The sequence below is a fragment of the Jiangella aurantiaca genome (assembly GCF_004349105.1).
Lineage (GTDB): Bacteria > Actinomycetota > Actinomycetes > Jiangellales > Jiangellaceae > Jiangella > Jiangella aurantiaca.
This window is the reverse complement of record NZ_SMLB01000009.1, coordinates 19,681-37,197: the sequence shown is the minus strand read 5'-3', so window position 1 is coordinate 37,197 and position 17,517 is coordinate 19,681. Positions and strand designations below refer to the sequence as shown.

17 protein-coding genes are annotated in these 17,517 nt (G+C 74.2%); 12 read left to right on the top strand and 5 right to left on the bottom strand.

From position 1 onward, the window contains the following. Positions 1-21: 21 nt before the first annotated feature. Positions 22-1,968 (bottom strand): AfsR/SARP family transcriptional regulator, encoded by a 1,947-nt coding sequence (locus E1262_RS09220; RefSeq protein WP_132102842.1) that lies wholly within the window; start codon positions 1,966-1,968, stop codon positions 22-24. Between the two features lie 60 nt (positions 1,969-2,028). Between E1262_RS09220 and E1262_RS09215 the strand changes: the two genes are divergently transcribed. The 10 genes from E1262_RS09215 to E1262_RS09170 all read left to right on the top strand — a co-directional run bounded on the left by E1262_RS09215 (position 2,029) and on the right by E1262_RS09170 (position 11,388). Then, positions 2,029-2,907: an alpha/beta fold hydrolase gene (locus tag E1262_RS09215; protein ID WP_132102841.1), complete on the top strand. Its 879-nt coding sequence runs from the start codon at positions 2,029-2,031 to the stop codon at positions 2,905-2,907. A gap of 34 nt (positions 2,908-2,941) precedes the next feature. Further along, complete coding sequence (locus E1262_RS09210; protein WP_132102840.1) at positions 2,942-3,727, top strand: NIPSNAP family protein; 786 nt, start codon at positions 2,942-2,944, stop codon at positions 3,725-3,727. Positions 3,728-3,893: 166 nt separating this feature from the next. Continuing rightward, positions 3,894-4,655, top strand: a complete 762-nt coding sequence (locus E1262_RS09205) for a GntR family transcriptional regulator (protein WP_132102839.1) — start codon at positions 3,894-3,896, stop codon at positions 4,653-4,655. 48 nt (positions 4,656-4,703) lie between these two features. Then, positions 4,704-5,999, top strand: a complete 1,296-nt coding sequence (locus tag E1262_RS09200; RefSeq protein WP_132102838.1) for an ABC transporter substrate-binding protein — start codon at positions 4,704-4,706, stop codon at positions 5,997-5,999. Positions 6,000-6,003: 4 nt separating this feature from the next. After that, positions 6,004-6,918 carry a carbohydrate ABC transporter permease gene (locus E1262_RS09195; RefSeq protein ID WP_162605835.1) on the top strand — a complete coding sequence of 305 codons (915 nt, stop codon included), beginning with the start codon at positions 6,004-6,006 and terminating at the stop codon, positions 6,916-6,918. Further along, on the top strand, positions 6,915-7,784 hold the full coding sequence (locus tag E1262_RS09190) for a carbohydrate ABC transporter permease (protein ID WP_132102836.1): 870 nt from the start codon (positions 6,915-6,917) through the stop codon (positions 7,782-7,784). Before E1262_RS09195 ends, E1262_RS09190 begins: the two co-directional genes overlap by 4 nt. Continuing rightward, complete coding sequence (locus E1262_RS09185) at positions 7,781-8,731, top strand: N-acetylglucosamine kinase (protein ID WP_132102835.1); 951 nt, start codon at positions 7,781-7,783, stop codon at positions 8,729-8,731. Before E1262_RS09190 ends, E1262_RS09185 begins: the two co-directional genes overlap by 4 nt. Next, on the top strand, positions 8,724-9,398 hold the full coding sequence (locus E1262_RS09180) for an N-acetylmannosamine-6-phosphate 2-epimerase (RefSeq protein WP_132102834.1): 675 nt from the start codon (positions 8,724-8,726) through the stop codon (positions 9,396-9,398). The genes E1262_RS09185 and E1262_RS09180 overlap by 8 nt, the downstream gene beginning before the upstream one ends. Further along, complete coding sequence (locus tag E1262_RS09175) at positions 9,395-10,612, top strand: hypothetical protein (RefSeq protein ID WP_132102833.1); 1,218 nt, start codon at positions 9,395-9,397, stop codon at positions 10,610-10,612. Before E1262_RS09180 ends, E1262_RS09175 begins: the two co-directional genes overlap by 4 nt. A 5-nt stretch (positions 10,613-10,617) precedes the next feature. After that, complete coding sequence (locus tag E1262_RS09170; RefSeq protein ID WP_132102832.1) at positions 10,618-11,388, top strand: sugar isomerase domain-containing protein; 771 nt, start codon at positions 10,618-10,620, stop codon at positions 11,386-11,388. Here the strand turns inward: E1262_RS09170 and bla are convergent, their stop codons facing one another. Continuing rightward, positions 11,389-12,321, bottom strand: a complete 933-nt coding sequence (bla, locus tag E1262_RS09165; protein ID WP_132102831.1) for a class A beta-lactamase — start codon at positions 12,319-12,321, stop codon at positions 11,389-11,391. 84 nt (positions 12,322-12,405) lie between these two features. Here bla and E1262_RS09160 point away from each other — a divergent pair, with 84 nt between their 5' ends. Beyond that, the gene (locus tag E1262_RS09160; RefSeq protein ID WP_132102830.1) at positions 12,406-13,278 is read left to right on the top strand and encodes a LysR family transcriptional regulator; all 873 of its coding nucleotides are present in this window, start codon (positions 12,406-12,408) and stop codon (positions 13,276-13,278) included. Next, on the top strand, positions 13,275-14,159 hold the full coding sequence (locus E1262_RS09155; RefSeq protein WP_132102829.1) for a serine hydrolase: 885 nt from the start codon (positions 13,275-13,277) through the stop codon (positions 14,157-14,159). The genes E1262_RS09160 and E1262_RS09155 overlap by 4 nt, the downstream gene beginning before the upstream one ends. 8 nt (positions 14,160-14,167) lie before the next feature. Here the strand turns inward: E1262_RS09155 and E1262_RS09150 are convergent, their stop codons facing one another. The 3 genes from E1262_RS09150 to E1262_RS09140 are packed head-to-tail and all read right to left on the bottom strand — an operon-like array spanning position 14,168 to position 17,512. Beyond that, complete coding sequence (locus E1262_RS09150; RefSeq protein WP_203453705.1) at positions 14,168-15,121, bottom strand: aldo/keto reductase; 954 nt, start codon at positions 15,119-15,121, stop codon at positions 14,168-14,170. Between the two features lie 23 nt (positions 15,122-15,144). Further along, the gene (locus E1262_RS09145; protein WP_132102828.1) at positions 15,145-17,148 is read right to left on the bottom strand and encodes a sensor histidine kinase; all 2,004 of its coding nucleotides are present in this window, start codon (positions 17,146-17,148) and stop codon (positions 15,145-15,147) included. Continuing rightward, positions 17,123-17,512: a response regulator gene (locus E1262_RS09140; protein WP_132102827.1), complete on the bottom strand. Its 390-nt coding sequence runs from the start codon at positions 17,510-17,512 to the stop codon at positions 17,123-17,125. The genes E1262_RS09145 and E1262_RS09140 overlap by 26 nt, the downstream gene beginning before the upstream one ends. Positions 17,513-17,517 lie beyond the last annotated feature (5 nt).

Here is a 17,517-nt window from a genome sequence, read left to right as displayed (position 1 = left end):
CCCTGCTCGGCACCGTACACCTCACCCGGCCGCGTCGAGGGCGGCGAGATGCAGCGTGACGGGGCCGGCGGTGAGCACGCCGCTGCCCGCTCCGGCCAGCTCGCCGGCCGCCGGCGCCAGCGCGGCCCGGGCCCGCGCCGCCCGTGCGTGGTCGCCGACCGCCAGCGCCGCGCGTCCCGTCAGGCACCAGGACGCCTCGAACAGCAGGTCGCGGGGCGGCTCCGGCACCGCCCGCAACGCCACGGCGGCGTCGGAGCGACGATCCCGGGCCAGCAGTACCAGCGGCCGCGCCCACGGCGCGTACGGGCCCCAGTCGGTGTTGTCGGGGAAGTCGGCCGGCCGGTCGTGCCAGACCCGCAGACAGAGCAGGGCCAGCGGCAGCAGCCCGCGCTCGAGCCCGGGCATGCCGGTGCCCTCCAGCCTGGCGGCCGCGCCGCGGTAGGCGGCCTCGGCCTCGTCGAACGCGCCCGCACCGCCGACGGCCGCCAGCCGCGTCGCCCGGTACCAGCGGGTGAACACGTCGACCAGCGGCCGCTCGTGTCGTCGTCCCAGCTCGTCCGCCGCGGCGGCGTGCTCGTCGGCGGTGGCGAAATCGCCCAGGGCGGCGTGCGCCTGCATGCGGACCAGCCGGCCGAGGATCTCGGACGCCGGCAGCCCGTGCGTCTGCGACAGCGACACCAGCTCGGCGCCGATGCCGTCGCGCTCCGGCGCCAGCCCGGCCCGCTTGAACGTCTGCAGGAACCTCGCGTTCAGCGCGAACGCCAGCAGCGCGGGGTCGTGCAGGCGGCGGGCGATCCGCTCCGCCTCGGCGGCGGCCCGCGCGGCCCGCGGTTCCAGGGTCCCGCGCGACTCCATCGCGACTGTCGCCAGAAGCCGGGCCCGGGTCGCCGGCGAGGCGGACGGCGGCAACGCGGCCAGCGTACGCTCGGCCGCCGCGACCACGATGGCGGACCGGTCCGGATGGTCCGAGCGGGTCCAGATGCCCGGCACGTCATAGCTGCCGATGACCCGCGCCGTCAGCTCCGGGTCACCGAGGTCCTCGGCCGCCGCGATCGCGGCGACCCGCTGCTCCTGCGCCGCCGCCAGCCCGCGCCCGCCGGTGAGGGCGAGGATCCGCAGCAAGCCGACGGTCGACTCCAGCCGGCCTGGCGCGCTCGCGGCCACCGTCTGGTCGTAGGCCGCGGCGGCGTCGGCCCACACGCGCCCGACGGCGTCCACCGGGAGGTCCTGCCGGAGGATGTCGGTCTCCAGCTGCCGCAGCCGCGGCCCGGGGTCGACGCCGAGCTGGTCGCCGAGCAGCGTCCGGGCCCGGCGCAGCACGTCGAGCGCGTCGGCCTGCCGCCCGGTACGGTACAGCGCGAGCGCCAGCAGCCGCCACGCGTCCTCCCGCCACGGGTGCTCGGCGACGTGCGCGTCGAGGTCCGGGACGGCGTCCGCCGACCGGTCCAGCTTCAGAAGCGTCTCGGCCCGCCGTTCCACCGCCGTCAGCCGCAGCTCCATCAGCCGTGACCGCTCCGCCGACGCCCAGCCGGCCGCGGCGAAGTCGGCGTAGGCCGGACCGCGCCACAGCGCGAGCGCGTCGTCGAGCAGCCGCAGCGCCTCGGCCGGCGCCGCGTCACTCGCGGCGTCCACCGCGGCGGCGAACCGCCACGCGTCGACGGCGTCCGCGCCGGCCCGCAGCGCGTAGCCGGGGCCCTCGGTGACCAGCAGCCGGGCCGGTTCGCGCGGCGCGCGATCCGGCTCCAGCGCCCGGCGCAGCGCGGCGACGAACGTGCGGACGGCGACGACGGCACCGTCCGGCGGCGACTCCCACAGGTCGGCGACGATCCGCTCCACCGGGACGACGCGGCCGCGCGCCACGATCAGCCGGGCCAGCACCTCGCGGTGCCGCGGCCCCTTGAGGTCGACGACCGCACCGGCACCGGTCCACGCGACGACCGGGCCGAGGACGCCGAACCGCGTGCTCATCGAACGCTCATCGGCAGGCCGGAGGCTGGTCACGTCCCCAGCTTCACCCAGAGGAGTGTCATGCCGCCCACCATCCCCGACTTCGAGTACCAGCGCGTCCCGGTCGACGGCGACGTCGCGCTGAACGTCGCCGTCGGCGGCGCCGGCCGCCCGATCGTGCTGCTGCACGGGTTCCCGCAGACGCACCTGATGTGGCGGCACGTCGCGGCGGACCTGGCCCGCGACCACACCGTCATCGTCCCGGACCTGCGCGGCTATGGCGGCAGCGACAAGCCCGCGGCGGCGGACGCCGGCACCTTCTCCAAGCGCACCATGGCCGCCGACGTCGTCGCGCTGGCGCGGCGGCTGGGCCACGAGCGGTTCGCGCTCGCGGGCCACGACCGCGGCGCACTGGTCGCGTTCCGCGCCGGCCTGGACCACCCCGACCGCGTCAGCCACCTCGCCGTCCTCGACGTGCTGCCGACACTGGACATGTGGGACGTGCTGCACGGAGCGTCGGCGGCGGTCGCGTTCCACCTGTACCTCATGGCTCAGCCGCCCGGGCTGCCGGAACGGCTGATCGCCGCGTCGGCCGACGAGTTCTTCGGGTATTTCCTCGACCAGTGGGGCGCCGGGCCGGACGCGATCCCGGCCGGCGTGCGCGCCGAGTACCTGCGGGCCTGCGCGGCCGCCGTCCCGTCGATCGTGGCCGACTACCGCGCCTCCGCCGGCATCGACGTCGAGCACGACGCGGCGGACCGGGCGGCCGGCCGGCGGCTGGCGATGCCGGTCACCGTCGTCCAGCAGGACTGGGGCGCGGCGCTCGGCTACGACGCGGCCGGCCTCTGGAAGGCGTGGGTGCCGGACCTGCGGCACACCACGACGACAGCGGGTCACTTCATGGCCGAGGAGGCGCCGGAGGTGATCGTCGCGGAGCTGCGAACGCTGCTGGAGCGCTGACCGCCTGTCGGTGCCTGCGGCTACCGTGCGCGGCATGACCAGTGACCGTCCCAAGGCCGACCGCGAGGTCCAGGCCGCGGCGAGCCCCGCAAGGGGAAGTCTGTGCTGCCCCATCGTCGAGCTGCGGCAGTACACCGTGTACCCGGAGCGCCGCGACGACCTCATCACGATCTTCGACCGCGAGTTCGTCGAGTCGCAGGAAGTGCTCGGCATGCGGCTGATCGGCCAGTTCCGCGACCTCGACGCGCCGAACCGGTTCGTCTGGATCCGGGGCTTCGCCGACATGGCGACGCGGCACGAGGCGCTGACGGCGTTCTACTCCGGGCCGGTCTGGAAGCGGCACGGCGCGGCCGCCAACGCCACCATGATCGACGTCGACGACGTGCACCTACTGCATCCCGTCGATGCCGGGTCGGGGTTCCCGTTCCCCGGCGTCGGCGGCGACGTCGCGGCGGCCCGGCCGCCCGCGGGGGCGACCCTGACGCCGTCGTCGCTGGTGAGCGTGGTGGTCTACCCGGTGGCCGGCGACGTGCGCGAGTTCGGCCGGTTCTTCGCCGCCGAGATCGAGCCGGCGCTGGGCGTCACCCCGCTGGCCCGGCTCGAGACCGACCGGTCGCCGAACACTTTTCCGGGGCTGCCGGTGCGCGAGGACGCGAACGCGTTCGTCTGGGCCGCCCGCTTCGACGACGCCGCCGCGCAGGCCGAGCACACGGCCGCCTGGGAAAGCCGGACCGCACTCCGCGCCGAGCTGGACCGGCGGCTCAGCGCCCCACCCGTCGCGCTGCGGCTGGCACCCACGGCACGGTCGCTGCTGCGCTGAGTCGTTGGACCAGTGCCGGTCCGGCCGCACGGAAAAGCCCGTGGCCTGCGGCAGCACCGCCCGGTTGCGCCGACGACTGGTCTAATCCAGGTTCGCCGCCGCCCTGGTGCGGTCCAGCGCGACGGACTATAAAGGTGCGCACCTCTCACGCCGAGGAGCTCACGACATGGCGAACGACGCATTCGGGTCGGCGACCGGCAAGGTCGCACAAGTGCGCGGCCGCCTGCTCGAGCTCATCGACCACGGCGACGAAGGCGTCGCGCTCCCGCCGGAACGCCGGCTGGCGCACGACTGGGGTGTGGCCCGCATGACGCTGCGGCGGGCCCTCGACGACCTGGCGACGGCCGGGTTCGTCGTACGTGAGCACGGCCGGGGCAACTTCGTCGCGCGACCGAAGTTGAACCGCCGCCTCGCGATGACCTCGTTCTCGCAGGAGATGCGTAGCCGCGGCCTGGTGCCGGGCAGTGTGACGCTGGAGTTCCGGCGGTTGCCGGCCGGGCCGCGCCAGGCCCGGACGCTGCGCATCCCCGTCAACACCACGATCGTCCGGTTCACCCGGCTCCGCACCGCCGACGGCGACCCCATCGGCCTGGAGACAACCTGGGTGGCCGACGACGTCGTGCCGGGCCTGGCGCCGGCGGACCTGGACGGCTCCTGGTACGACCTCCTCGCGGACCGCTACGGCATTCCGATCCTCACCGGTCGCACGACCATCGAGCCGACGCTCCTCGACGGGCAGGACGCCGCCCTGCTGCACACCGAGCCGGGCCGGCCGGCGTTCCAGCTCGACGTCGTCACGTTCGGCGCGAACGGACGGGTCGTCGAGTGCGGCACCGACGTGTTCCGCGGCGACCGGTTCCAGCTCACGGCCGAACTGCGGCCCGTGCCCGCGGCGGCACCGCACCGGCGCGTCCGGCGACCTGCCTGACCTTCCGCACCGCCCCATCGTGGGCGGACCGACGAAAGCGAGCAACCCATGAGCGCACGAGCGCGCGCCCGCGCCGTCCTGATCCCGGCCGCGGCCGTCCTCGCGGTCGCCGCCGCCTGCGGTTCCGACGGCGGCTCGACCGGCGACGGCGACCAGATCGAGCTGACCTACTGGACGCACACGCACCCGCCGATGACCGAGCTGAACGAGCAGCTCATCGCGGAGTACGAAGAGGCGAACCCGAACGTCGACATCACCTACGAGACCATCCCGAACAACGACTTCGGCACCAAGATGCTGACGTCGCTGAGCAACGGCTCCGGCCCCGACATCATCAACATGGACGACAGCGCGCTGCGCGGCGAGTACATCCCGAAGCAGCTGCTGGCGCCGATCGACCCGTCCGCCTTCGGCGTCGAGTCGGTCGAGGAGCTGGAGGCGCTGTACGTCGACGGCACGCTCGACGGCGCGAAGGGCGACGACGACACCCTCTACGGCGTGCCGAGCGAGTTCAACGCGACCGCGTTCGCCATCAACACCCAGCACTTCGCCGACGCCGGCCTCGACCCGGCCAGCCCGCCCCAGACCTGGGACGACGTGTCCGAGTACGGCCAGCAGCTGGTCGCGGCGGGACACGAGGGCTTCAACTTCGTCTACCTGCACTCCGGCTGGCACACCCAGCAGCTGCAGACGCTGCTGAACGAGACAGGCGGGTCGATCCTCAACGAGGACGGCACCGGGTCCGCACTGACCGAGCCGGAGTCGGTCGAGGCACTGCAGATCTGGTACGACCTCATCCGCGAGGACCAGGTCGGCAACGCCGACACCGCCTCTCGCGAGGCCACGTCGCCGTTCGAGGACTTCGCCTCCGGCCGCCGGTCGATGACGATGATCTACCCGTGGGCGGTCGAGCAGATCGCGCAAGACAACCCGGAGACGTTCGAGAACCTGGCGGTCGTCCCGCTGCCGCAGGTCGACCCGGCCAATCCGTCCGGGCGCTGGTACGGCTACTACTTCGCCGTGAACAAGGCCTCCGAGCAGCAGGAGGAGGCGTGGAGGTTCATCGAGTACATGACGTCGCAGCATGAGCGCTGGCTCACCGACGTCAACTTCGTCCAGCCGCTGCAGGGCTGGGAGCAGTCCGAGGCGGCGGCGAACATCCCGTTCCTCGACGTCTGGTCGCAGGCCTACCAGCAGGGCACGTTCGACGAGGTCGGCCCGCACTGGAGCGAGGTACAGGACGCCATCAAGGCCGCGGTCGAGCGGTCGATCTTCGACGGCCAGCCACCGGCGGAGAGCCTCGAAGAGGCGTCCGAGTCGGTCGACCAGAGCGTGTCGAGCTAGTCGCATGGCGTTGACCCGAACCGCACCGGACCGGGCCGGCGGCGAGCGGGCCAGGCTCCCGGGCGCCGGCCGCGCCGGCTGGCGGCGCCGCCGCGACGCCGTCGGCCTGGTGTTCGCGCTGCCCGCGCTGGTGCTCTTCGCGGCGTTCGCGATCTACCCGATGCTGCGGGTATTCCAGCTCAGCCTGTACGACTACAACCTGACCAGCCCACCGGTCTGGGTCGGCCTGGACAACTTCCGCTTCCTCTTCGGCGACGAACGGTTCCTGGCCTCCCTCGGCGCCTCGCTGTTCTACGTCGCCGTCACGTACGGCCCGGCAGTCCTGCTGGCGCTGATCCTGGCGCTCGGCCTGAACACCCGGATGCACGGCAGCGCGTTCGTGCGGCTGCTCTACTTCGCGCCGGTCGCGACGTCGTGGGTGGCGGTGTCGGTGATCTGGCGGCTGGTCCTGCAGCCGGAGGGGCTGCTCAACCAGACCTTGAACACCGACATCCCGTGGCTGACGTCGAGCACGTGGGCCAAGTGGGCGATCGCGATCGCCGCGATCTGGAAGGAGGTCGGGTTCTTCCTGATCATCTTCCTGGCCGGGCTGCAGAACATCCCGAAGGACCTGCAGGAGGCCGCGGCGCTGGACGGCGCCGGCTCGCTGCGCCGGCTGCGCTACGTCACGCTCCCGCTGCTCAAGCCGATCACCGTCGTCGTCCTGGTGATGGCGGTCATCCGCGGCTTCCAGTCGTTCAGCCCGCAGGTGGTGCTCACCGGCGGCAGCTTCGGCACCGAGGTGATCAACCTGTTCGTGTACAAGACGGCCTTCGCCAGCGCCCGCATGGGCCGCGCCTCCGCCGTCGCCGTTCTCATGTTCATCCTGCTGCTCATGGTGACGTTCGTGCAGCTGCGCGCGCTGCGGAGGTCGGCATGAGCGCGGGGATCGTGGCGCGCCCGGCGCCCGTGTCGCGCCGGCGCCGGCCGGTGGGGAAGATCGTCGTGTTCGTGCTGCTGCTCGCCGGCGGCCTCGTGTTCGCGTCGGTGTTCGTGTACGCGGCGTTGTCCGCGGTGAAGCCGGCCGACGAGGTGCTGACCAGTCCGATGCGCTGGCTGCCGACGCAGTGGCTCTGGGGCAACTTCACGCTGCCGTTCGAGCAGGCACCGTTCGCGCGGTACTACCTCAACAGCACCGTCGTCGGAGTCTCGGTGACGTTGCTCAACGTCGTCACCTGCACGCTGGCCGGGTACAGCTTCTCCAAGTTCGCCTACCGCGGCCGCAACGTGCTGTTCCTGGTCGTGCTGGCGACGCTGATGGTGCCGCTGGAGGTCATCTACGTGCCGCTGTACGCGCTGGTCTTCGACCTGGGCTGGGTGAACAGCTTCGCCGGGCTGATCATCCCGTCGGCCACCAGCGCGTTCGGGATCTTCCTGATGCGCCAGAGCATCGACGGCCTGCCCGACGAGCTGCTCAAGGCGGCCCGCATCGACGGCGCGGGCGAGCTGCGGATCCTGTGGAACGTCGTGACGCCGATGATGGTCTCGCCGATGGCCGCGCTCGCGTTGTTCATCTTCATGACCAACTGGGACAGCCACCTGTGGCCGCTCCTGGTCGGCAACGACGAGGAGCACCGGACGCTGCCGGTCGGGCTGGCGGCGATGCAGGCGAACAACCTCGGCTCCGGCGGCCTGCCGATGATGATGGCCGCGGCGCTGCTGGCGCTGCTGCCGACGTTGCTGCTGTTCCTGGTTCTCCAGCGCAAGTTCGTCGAAGGGATCACGATGACGGCGGGGATCAAGTGAGTCTGGAGCTGGCCGTCGACGGCGGGCAGACGAACCTGCGGATGGCGCTGGTCCGTGACGGCGCCGCCGTCGAGATCGCGCACGCCGGCGGGTTCGCGTACAGCGCCGAGACCGACCTGCTGGACAGCGTCTCCGACGCGGTCATGGAGGCGTACGGCGCGCTCGGGTCGCCGGCCGGCGTGCGGCGGATCTGCCTCGGGCTGACGGCGGCGCCGTTGCGGCCGGACCGGCGCCGCCGGCTGGCCACCCGGATCCGCGACCGCCTGGGCGGCGCGGAGGTGTGGCTGGGCGCGGATATGGTCACCGCACACGCCGGCGCGCTCGGGGGCGACCCTGGAGTGGTGATCGCGGCCGGTACCGGCGTCGTCTGCCTCGGCATCGCCGCCGACGGGACCGCGCACCAGGCCGACGGCCACGGCTACCTGCTCGGCGACGACGGTAGCGGGTTCGCGATCGGCCGGGCGGCGCTGCGCGCGGTGTTGGCAGCCCGCGACGGCCGCGGCCCGGCGACGACGCTGACCGAGGCCGCGCAGGAGGCCTTCGGCGACCTCGCCGGGCTGTCCCAGCGCATCTACACCTCGCCCGCGCCGGTGCGGCTGCTCGCCACGTGCACGCCCTGGGTGGCCGCGGTGGCCCGGTCCGGCGACCCGGTGGCGCGCCGCATCTGGGCCGCCGCCGTCGACGACCTGGTGACGACGACGGCGGCCGTGCTGGCCCGCGCGTTCTCCGGCGCCGAGGACGTCCCGGTGTCCTATGCCGGCGGGCTGTTCGCCATCGAGGACCTCGTGCGGCGGCCGTTCGCCGACGCCGTCCAGGTGCACTGTCCCGGCATCCGCGTGCGCGAGCCGCTGGGCAGCCCGCTGGAGGGCGCCGTGCGGCTGCTGGCCGGCGGGCTCGGCCCGTACACGCCGCTGATGCTGACCGCCGGGAGTGACGCACATGTCTGACGCCGTGTTCCCGCTCCGCTCGATCGTCGTGTCGTGCCAGGCCGGGCCGGACAACCCGCTGCACGGCCCCGGTCCGATGGCACTGATGGCACGGGCCGCGGAGGCCGGCGGCGCAGCCGGCATCCGGGCGAACGGCCCGGCCGACGTCGCCGCGATCAGCGCCGCGGTCTCGGTGCCGGTGCTCGGCATCAACAAGACCAGCGACCGCGACGGCGTCTACATCACACCGACGTTCGAGACGGCCGCCGCCGTGGTCAAGGCCGGCGCGACGGTCGTGGCGCTGGACGGGACGGCGCGGCCACGGCCGGACGGTGGCTCGCTGGCGGACCTCGTGGCCGAGATCCACGACCGCCTCGGCGTGCCCGTCATGGCCGACGTCGACACGCTCGACGCCGGCCGGTACGCCCGTGCGGCCGGAGCCGACCTCGTCGGCAGCACGCTGTCCGGCTATACCGCCTCGGGTGGTCCGGGTGACGACGGGCCGGACCTCGCGCTGGTCAAGGCGCTGGCGGGCGAGCTGGACTGCCCGGTCGTCGCGGAGGGCCGGTACTGGACCCGCGACGACGTGCTGGCCGCCTTCGATGCGGGCGCGCACACCGTCGTCGTCGGGACCGCCGTCACGAACCCGATGGCGATCACCCGGCGGCTGGTCGAGGCCGTGCGATGAGGGCCGGGCACGGGTCCGCGACGCTCACCATCCCGGACGGCACACCGCTGGGCGGGTACGCCGCGCGCACGTCACCTTCGTCCGGAGCGCTGGCGCCGCTACGGGTCGACTGCGTGTCGATCGCAGCCGGCCCGGATCGGTTCCTGCTGGTCGTCGCGGAGTTGGTCGGGGTCAACGCCGACCTCGTGGCGGAGATCCGCCGGCGGGCCAAGGGTGAGGTCTGGGTCTGCGCGACCCATACGCATTCCGGCCCCGACGTCGGCTCGCGAGCCGGCGGCGGCACGACGCCGGCCTCGTGGCTGACGGCCGTCGCGGACGCGGCCGCCGAGGCGGCCCGGCTCGCGGTGGCGAGCGAGACCGAGTGCGTCGCGAGCCACCACGACGGCGGGCTCGACGGCGTCGGCTCTCGCCGCAGCGCCGACACCGGCGAACGGCGGGTCCCGGTGGACCTGCTGCGTTTCGCCGACGGCGACCGGCTCGCCGGGGTACTGGCCGTGGTACCGGTGCACCCGACGGTACTGCCGGCATCGTCGTCGGTGGTCAGCGGGGACCTCACGGCGTGGATCCGGGAGGAGCTGCGGGCGCGGCTCGACGGGTCGCCGTGGATCGTCGTCGCCACCGGCGCGGCCGGCGACATCAGCACCCGCTGGACCCGCACCGCGCAGACCGTGGCCGAGGGTCGGCGGCTCGCCGGCCTGGCGGCGCAGCAGCTCGCCGCGCTCGCCGCCGCGCCGGGCCGGGCCTGGACCGCCGACGACGGCATCGCCGCGGCCCGCGCGACGCTGCCGCTGCCGACCCGCCACGACGACCGGAAGCGGCTCGCCGGCCTGCGCGAGGCGTTCGCCGCCCAGCTGGCCGGGCTGGCCGACGACGACCCGGCCGGGCGCGCCGTCGTCACCGCGCTCCAGGGCGTCGAGGCGGCCGCCGACCGGGCCGACGGCCCGGAGACGGTGCCCCTGGAGCTGGCCGCCGTCCGGCTCGGCGGGCTGACGTTGCAGGGCATCGGTGGCGAGCCGTTCCTCGCGCTGCGCGATACCGCCGCGCCGTCCGTGCTGCTCGGCTACGCCAACGGCTACGCCGGCTACCTGCCGGCCGCGGCCGACTTCGCCACGCCGAGCTACGAGGTTCTGATCTCACCGTTCCGCCCCGACGCCGCCGAGCGGGTCGCCGGGGTCATGCACGACCTCGTCCACCGCACCACCCACGGAGGCTGACACCCATGACCACCGACGTCGAGCCGATCGGCCAGAAGGCCGCCGCTCGGATCCTGCGGGAGGCGGCCGACCGGCTGATCGCCACACAGGCCGAGGCCATCTCCGCGGCCGCGCGGCTGATCGTCGACGGGCTGCGCGCCGGCGGGCTGATCCAGGCGTTCGCGACCGGGCACTCCCGCTCGATCACCGCCGAGATCGTCGGCCGGGCCGGTGGGCTGGTCCCGGCGAACGCGCTGTCGATCAAGGACCTCGTCATGTACGGCGGCGCCGACCCGCGGGAGATCCTCGACGCCACCGTCGAGCGAGACCCCTCACTGGCCCAGCGCATCCTCGACCTCGCCGAGATCCACCCCAGCGACGTCTTCGTCATCACGTCGAACTCCGGCGGCAACGGATCAGTGGTCGAGATGGCGCGGCTGGTCAAGGCCGCCGGGCACCCCGTCATCGCGATCACGTCGGCCGAGCACAGCGGGCAGATCACGTCGCGGCACCCGTCTGGCCTGCGGCTGTTCGAGCTGGCCGACGTGGTGATCGACAACGGCTCGCCGCGCGGCGACGCCGCCCTCGAGCTGCCTACCGGCGTCCGGATCACCCCGACGTCGTCGCTGACCGGCGTGCTGATCGCACAGCTCCTGGTGACGGAGGTGTGCGGGCTGCTGCTCGCGGCCGGCGAGGACGTGCCGGTGCTGGTCTCGGCGAACGTGCCCGAGGGCGACGCGCACAACGAGGCGCTGTTCGCGCGCTACGGGTCGCGGCTGCGCCCGTCCGAGCCGTGATCACCCGGCCAGCGCGTCGAGGACGATCGCGGTGGCGGCGGCGATGAGGGCCGGGTCGGACTCGGCCTCGGGATCCAGCCGGTTGCTGTAGACGGCGAGCACGATCGGCGCGGCGCCGGGCGGTTCGATGACGGCGATGTCGTTGCGACCGCCGTGTGTCGCCGAGCCGGTCTTGTCCGCGACCACCCAGCCCTCGGGCACGCCGGCCCGGATCAGCTCGTCGCCGGTGGTGTTGGCGCGCATGGTGTCGTGCAGCAGCGTCCGGTCCTCCTCGGCCAGCAGGTCGCCGAGCAGCAGCCCCCGCAGGTTCGCCGCCATCGCCCGAGGCGTCGTCGTGTCGCGCGTCTCGCCGGGCGCCCACTCACTGAGGTCGGGCTCGATGCGGTCGAACGACGTGGTCTCGTCGCTGAAGCCGCGCACGACGGCCTCCAGCCCGTCCGGCCCGCCGACCTGCTCGAACAGCAGGTTCGCGGCGGTGTTGTCGCTGACGGTGATCGCCGCCTGGATGACCTCCAGCAGGGTCAGCCCCGTGCCGACGGCCGGCTCGGTGACCGGCGAGAAGCCGACCACGTCGGCGGCGTCGAACGGGATCACCTGCGCCAGCTCCGCGGGCTCGGTGGCCTGCAATACCGCGGCGGCGGACAGCATCTTGTGGGTCGAGGCGAAGGCGAACCGCTCGTCGGCGCGATGCTCCACCGTCTCGCCGGTTCCGGTGTCGACCGCGTAGACGCCGAGCCGGGCGGCGTAGTCCGTCTCCAGGGCGGCCAACGCGGCAGCGACCGGGGGGCCGGCAATCTCGGCCGGCGGGCTCGTCTCGACGGGTCTGGTCGGGGCCGGGTTGGTCGCCGCCGGAGTCGGCGGGTCGTCCGAGCCGCAGCCGGCGAGGACCGCGGCGGTGACGGCCGCGAGGACCGGAAGGGTGGTGAGTCGCATGCCGTCAGCCTCGTCGCGCCGTCTCATACACGCAAAGACGGATACCGAAGATTCCATGCCGATCCGGCATAGTACGGTGCCGGCATGGACCTGGTCGCCGCCTGCGCCGCGTTCGTCGCCGTGAGCGAGCGCGCAAGCTTCACCCAGGGCGCGGCCGCCATCGGCATCCCGCAGCCGGTCGCGAGCCGCCGGGTCGCGGCGCTCGAGGAGCACCTGGGTGGCGTCGTGTTCGACCGCACGACGCGGCGGGCCGCGCTGACCGACTTCGGACGTGCGATGCTGCCCGCCGCGCGCCGCGTCCTCGACGCCGCCGACGACCTGCGCGTCGGAGCGGTCCGGGCCGGCTCAGCACCGGTCGGTCTCGCGCTGCCCGTCGACCTCCCGCTCGCCGCCCTGGTCGACCTCATCGCCGATGCCCGCGACGCCGGGGTCGCCCTTGTGGTCGAGCACGCCGAGCCGGACCGCCGGCGCGAACTGGTCCGCGACCGAGCCGTCCGGGCCGCCGTCCTGCCGGTGCCGGAGCCGGAGGCGCGGTGGACGGTGCCGCTCGGGCCGGCCACGCTGCGGCCGTCCGCCGGACGGCGGGTGTTCCTTGCCGAGTTCCGGCCTCGGCGCGACGCCGGCACGCCCGACCGGCGCCTCTGGCTGCGGCCCGAGGACGATGTGCCGCACGTGGGCGACGCGCTCGCGCGGCTCGCCGTCGCCGCTGGGCTCCGTCCGTCCCAGCTGCGGGTGTCGTCGCTGGCCGGCGCCGTCGCCGAGGTCATCCGCACCGACGACGCGCTGCTGTGCACGCCGCGCGAGGCGGCCGACACCGGGCTGACCTGGCGGCCGCTCGGCGACGCGCCGCTGGTGCGCGGGTACGCCGTCGTCGCCGCGTCGGTCCTCGACACCGACCGCACGACGGCGACGCTCGGGCCACTGCTGGCCCGCTGTCTCGGCGCGGACCCGTCGTGACGTCTCTGCGCGAATGGCGCGAGCGCCTCGACGACGCCGGACTGGCCGGCTCGTTCCTCGTCCGCAACCTCGACGACGGAGCCGAACTGGCCCTCGACGCCGACGTCGAGCTGCCGATCGCATCGCTGGTCAAGCTGCCGCTGGCGCTCGCGACGCTGGACCGGATCAGTCGCGGCGAGCTGGACGGCGCGCAGCCGGTCGAGGTCGCGCCGGGCCGGGTCGACACCCCCGGGCCGACCGGCATCACCCGGTTCCATCACCCGGCCCGCGTCGCCGTCGCCGACCTCGTGTACCTGAGCACGTCGCTGAGCGACAGTGCCGCCACGGACGCGCTGTTCGACCTCACCCCGCCGGGGCGGGTCGCGGCCGTCCTGCGCGAGCTGGGCATCGACGGGTTCACGCTGCGGCACCGCATGGACGTCCTCATGGCGACGCCCGCCGAGGCGCTGGCCGGCGGGCTGCGTCACGACCTCGCTATCGGGACCACCGGGCGCAGCGGCGGCAGCCCGATCGCCGAGCTCGACGTCGCCCGGGCCAACACCGCGACGGCGCGGTCGCTGGCCGGGCTGCTCGCCGTCATCTGGACCGGCGGCACGATCGACGCGGCGGTGGCGGCGCGACTGCGGCAACTGCTGGCCGCGAACGTGCACCGCAACCGGCTCGCGCCGGAGTTCGTCAGCGACGCCTCGACATGGTCGTCCAAGACGGGCACGCTGCTCAACCTGCGCCACGAGGCCGGCGTCGTCGAGCACGCCGACGGCGGCCGGTTCGCCGTCGTCGCGCTGACCCGGTCGCAGGTCGCGGCGGCCGCCCAGCCGGCCGCGGAGATCGCCATGGGCCGGGTCGCCCGCGGCCTGCACGACGAGCTGCGCGGGCGCTGAGTGCCGGATCAGCTCCAGGTGAGGCCGGACCGCGTCGCCCAGTAGGCCTTCGGGTCCTCGGCGAGGTCGTCCGGCAGGTCGCCGGGCACGACGTCGCTGGCGGTGAGGTTGCTGCGCAGCTGGTGGACGGTGGTGGCGCCGCTGAGCGCGACGTCGGTGAACGACTGCCGCAGCACCGCGCCCAGCGCCAGCGCGTCGGGCGCGACCCCGGCCGCGTCCGCCGCTGCGCGGAACCTCGCCACGTCGCCGCGATCGGTGAGCCGCCCGTTGGCGACGCCCTCCTTGACGACGACGAGCCAGCCGGCGTCGTGGACCCGGGCCAGCGCCGGGCCGGCGGACGGCTCCAGCACGTTCCACGTCGCCTGGACCGCGCGGAACGGCGCCCGGCCGGCCGCCGTCACGGCCAGCGCGCGTTCGATGACGGCGCCCTGGTCAGGGCCGCTGGCCGAGAACCCGACGGTGACGCCGTCGTCCGTCAGCGCGGCCAGCCGGTCCAGCAGTTCGGCGTCGTCCAGCGCCGAGCTGTCCGACGTGAGGCTGTGCACCAGATACACGTCGGGCGGCCCGCCCAGCGCCGTGAGCGTCTCCTGCCACTGCCGCTCGAACGTCGCCGCCGAGTGGTCCTTCACCTCGTGCACCTCGGCGTCGACGCGCCAGTCGGCGGTGTACGTGTAGCCCCATTTCGAGCCGACGGTCAGCTCGTTGCGGCGGCCGGGATGCGCCGCGAGCCACTCGCCGAGGAACCGCTCCGCCAGGCCGTACGACCGCGCCGCGTCGACGTACCGCACGCCCGCCGCCCACGCCGCATCGAGCACCGTGTGCGTACGCCCCCGCAGGTCGTCCACCGTCGCACCGTCGCGGAAGTCGTCGCCGTGGCCGAGGGTGAGATAGCCGGGCCGGCCCAGGGCCGCCAGACCCAGCCCGATGCCCCGCACGGCCGGACGTTCTCCCCGCGTCGTCACCGTGTCAGGGTAACGACGCGGCCTCACCGCGGCGTCAGCGGCAGCGCGACCTCGATACGCGTCCCGTCGTCGGCCGGGCTGCTGACCCGGATGGTGCCGCCGAGTGCCTCGACCCGGTCGTACAGGCCCGTCAGCCCGGTGCCGCGGCCCTGGGCGGCCCCGCCGACGCCGTCGTCGTGGACGAGGAGGTACAGCTCGCCGCCACGCTCCTCGACGACAAGCTCCACGTACGTCGCCTGCGCGTGCTTGACGGTGTTGGTGAGCGCCTCCGAGGCCACGTAGTACGCCGCGACCTCCACCGCCTCGTCGTAGCGGTGGTCGAGGCGGACAGCCAGCTCGACCGGGACCGGCGAGCGACGCGCCAGGGTGCGCAGCGCGGGGCCGAGACCGCCCTCGGAGAGGATCGCCGGGTGGATGCCGCGCGACAGCTCGCGCAGCTCGTCCAGCACCGTGGTGACGTCAGCGGCGAGCCGGCTGAGGTCGGCGCTCAGACCGGGCAGCTCGTCCGGCACCTCCGCCTCGACGTTGCGCAGCTCCAGGGCGAGCGAGACAAGCCGCTGCTGTGCGCCGTCGTGCAGGTCGCGCTCGAGCCGGCGGCGGGTGGCGTCGGCCGCGGCGATGACGCGGGCGCGCGACGCGGCGAGCTGCGCCCGGCTCTCGGTGTTGGCGATGGCCGTGGCGACGATCTCGGTGAACGCGACCAGCCGGTCCTCGGTGTCGGGCGGGAGCGGCCCGGCCCGCGACGCCACGCCGATGCTGCCCCACAGCCGCGACTCCACCACGATCGGACTGGCCACCGCCGACGTGATCTCCTCGCCGCCGAGACTCGGCGCCGGCTCGAGCGGCTCGGCAACCCCGGTGTAGTCGAGCCGGGCGGACCGGCCGGTGCGCAGCACCCGCTCGATGACCGACGGCGTCTCCGGCCGCCACCGCGCACCCGGCCGGCGTCGCTCGGCATCGCGCCAGCCGCGCGACGCGAGGTACGTCGCCGTCCCGTCGCTCTCGAACCGCAACACCGCGGTGGAGTCCGCGCCGAGCAGCCCGACCACCTGGTCGGCGACCGCCCGGAAGACAGGGCTCGGGTCGGCGCCGCCGCGCGCGGCGAGCGTCGCCACCCGGCGCAGCGCGGCCTGCTCGTCGGCGTTCCGCCGGAGCTCCGCGCGGGCCTCGGCGTTAGTGACCGCGGTGGCGACCAGTTCGGTGAAGCGCAGGAGCCGCTCCTCCGTCTCCGGCGGGAACGCCCGCGGGTTCCGTGCCGCCACTACGACGAGGCCCCACGGTTCCCCGCGGACGACGATCGGGCAGCCGATCAACGACCGCAGGCCGAACTCCCTGACGGACGCGGCGATTTCGTCGTTCCCGAGCGGTACGTCGGAGACCCGGACCGGGCCGCCGGTGCGCTGCACCTCGCGGGCGACGCCCACCTCGCCCACGGCGATCCGGACGCCGTCCGGCAGCCGCGTCGGCGCCCGGCTCCAGGCGGCGATGCCAGCCACCGTCCCACCGGGCTCGTAGCGCCCCAGCCGGGCGAGGTCGGCGGCGCAGAGCAGACCCACCTCGCGGGTCACGGCCTCGAACAACTCCGTCGCGGGTGTCTCCCGGGCCGCCAGCATCGCGACCCGCCGAAGCGCCGACTGCTCGTCGGCGAGCTCCCGCGACCGCGCCGCGCTGAGGCGCAGCCCCGCGGCGAGCTCGTCCACCACGAACGCGGCCGCCAGGAACACGGCGAACGCCACCACGGCCGGGCCCTCGCTGTGGGCCGGCGCGATGACCAGGACGAACGTGGCCACGCTCAGCGCCGACACCAGCGCCGCGGGCCCGGCTCCCCAGTGGATCGCCACCGGCAGGACGGCCAGCAGGTACAGCACGAGCAACCCGCGGGGCGGCAGGCTCAGATTCAGGATCGCGACCAGACCGGTCACCAGAACCACGAGGCCGGCGCCGATGAACACCCCACCCGCCCACCGTCGCGGCGGCGAGCCGGTCAGGAATCCTGACGCATCACTGCTCTCCCGACGCCACCACATCTCGCACGGCCCTCGCCGACAGGTCGGCCTTCCAGACGAATCCGGCTGCCGGGCTCGCCGACACCAACTCTGCGACGTCCTCCTCCCGGCGGGTGGAGATGAGGACGACCTGCGGACCCGCCTCGGCCGCGGCGATCCGGTGGACGAGGTCGAGGCCGCTCTCGGTGCCGATAGCGATGTCCACCAGCACGACGTCCGGTCGCAGGGCGCCGATCAGCTCGAGGGCCTGTGTCGTCGTGGTCGCGGTTCCCACCACCTCCAGGCCGCCGCGCTCGAGGCTGGAGCGCGCCACGGCCAGGAATCGCTCGTTGTCATCAACGATGACACAGCGCCGCACCACCGCACCAGCATTGCACCAGAGCATCGGCC

Coding starts and splice junctions, on each gene's coding strand:
- E1262_RS09220 (WP_132102842.1), bottom strand. CDS start 1,968: ATGAGCACGCGGTTCGGCGTCCTCGGCCCGGTCGTCGCGTGGACCGGT.
- E1262_RS09215 (WP_132102841.1), top strand. CDS start 2,029: ATGCCGCCCACCATCCCCGACTTCGAGTACCAGCGCGTCCCGGTCGAC.
- E1262_RS09210 (WP_132102840.1), top strand. CDS start 2,942: ATGACCAGTGACCGTCCCAAGGCCGACCGCGAGGTCCAGGCCGCGGCG.
- E1262_RS09205 (WP_132102839.1), top strand. CDS start 3,894: ATGGCGAACGACGCATTCGGGTCGGCGACCGGCAAGGTCGCACAAGTG.
- E1262_RS09200 (WP_132102838.1), top strand. CDS start 4,704: ATGAGCGCACGAGCGCGCGCCCGCGCCGTCCTGATCCCGGCCGCGGCC.
- E1262_RS09195 (WP_162605835.1), top strand. CDS start 6,004: ATGGCGTTGACCCGAACCGCACCGGACCGGGCCGGCGGCGAGCGGGCC.
- E1262_RS09190 (WP_132102836.1), top strand. CDS start 6,915: ATGAGCGCGGGGATCGTGGCGCGCCCGGCGCCCGTGTCGCGCCGGCGC.
- E1262_RS09180 (WP_132102834.1), top strand. CDS start 8,724: ATGTCTGACGCCGTGTTCCCGCTCCGCTCGATCGTCGTGTCGTGCCAG.
- E1262_RS09175 (WP_132102833.1), top strand. CDS start 9,395: ATGAGGGCCGGGCACGGGTCCGCGACGCTCACCATCCCGGACGGCACA.
- E1262_RS09170 (WP_132102832.1), top strand. CDS start 10,618: ATGACCACCGACGTCGAGCCGATCGGCCAGAAGGCCGCCGCTCGGATC.
- bla (WP_132102831.1), bottom strand. CDS start 12,321: ATGCGACTCACCACCCTTCCGGTCCTCGCGGCCGTCACCGCCGCGGTC.
- E1262_RS09160 (WP_132102830.1), top strand. CDS start 12,406: ATGGACCTGGTCGCCGCCTGCGCCGCGTTCGTCGCCGTGAGCGAGCGC.
- E1262_RS09145 (WP_132102828.1), bottom strand. CDS start 17,148: ATGTGGTGGCGTCGGGAGAGCAGTGATGCGTCAGGATTCCTGACCGGC.
- E1262_RS09140 (WP_132102827.1), bottom strand. CDS start 17,512: ATGCTCTGGTGCAATGCTGGTGCGGTGGTGCGGCGCTGTGTCATCGTT.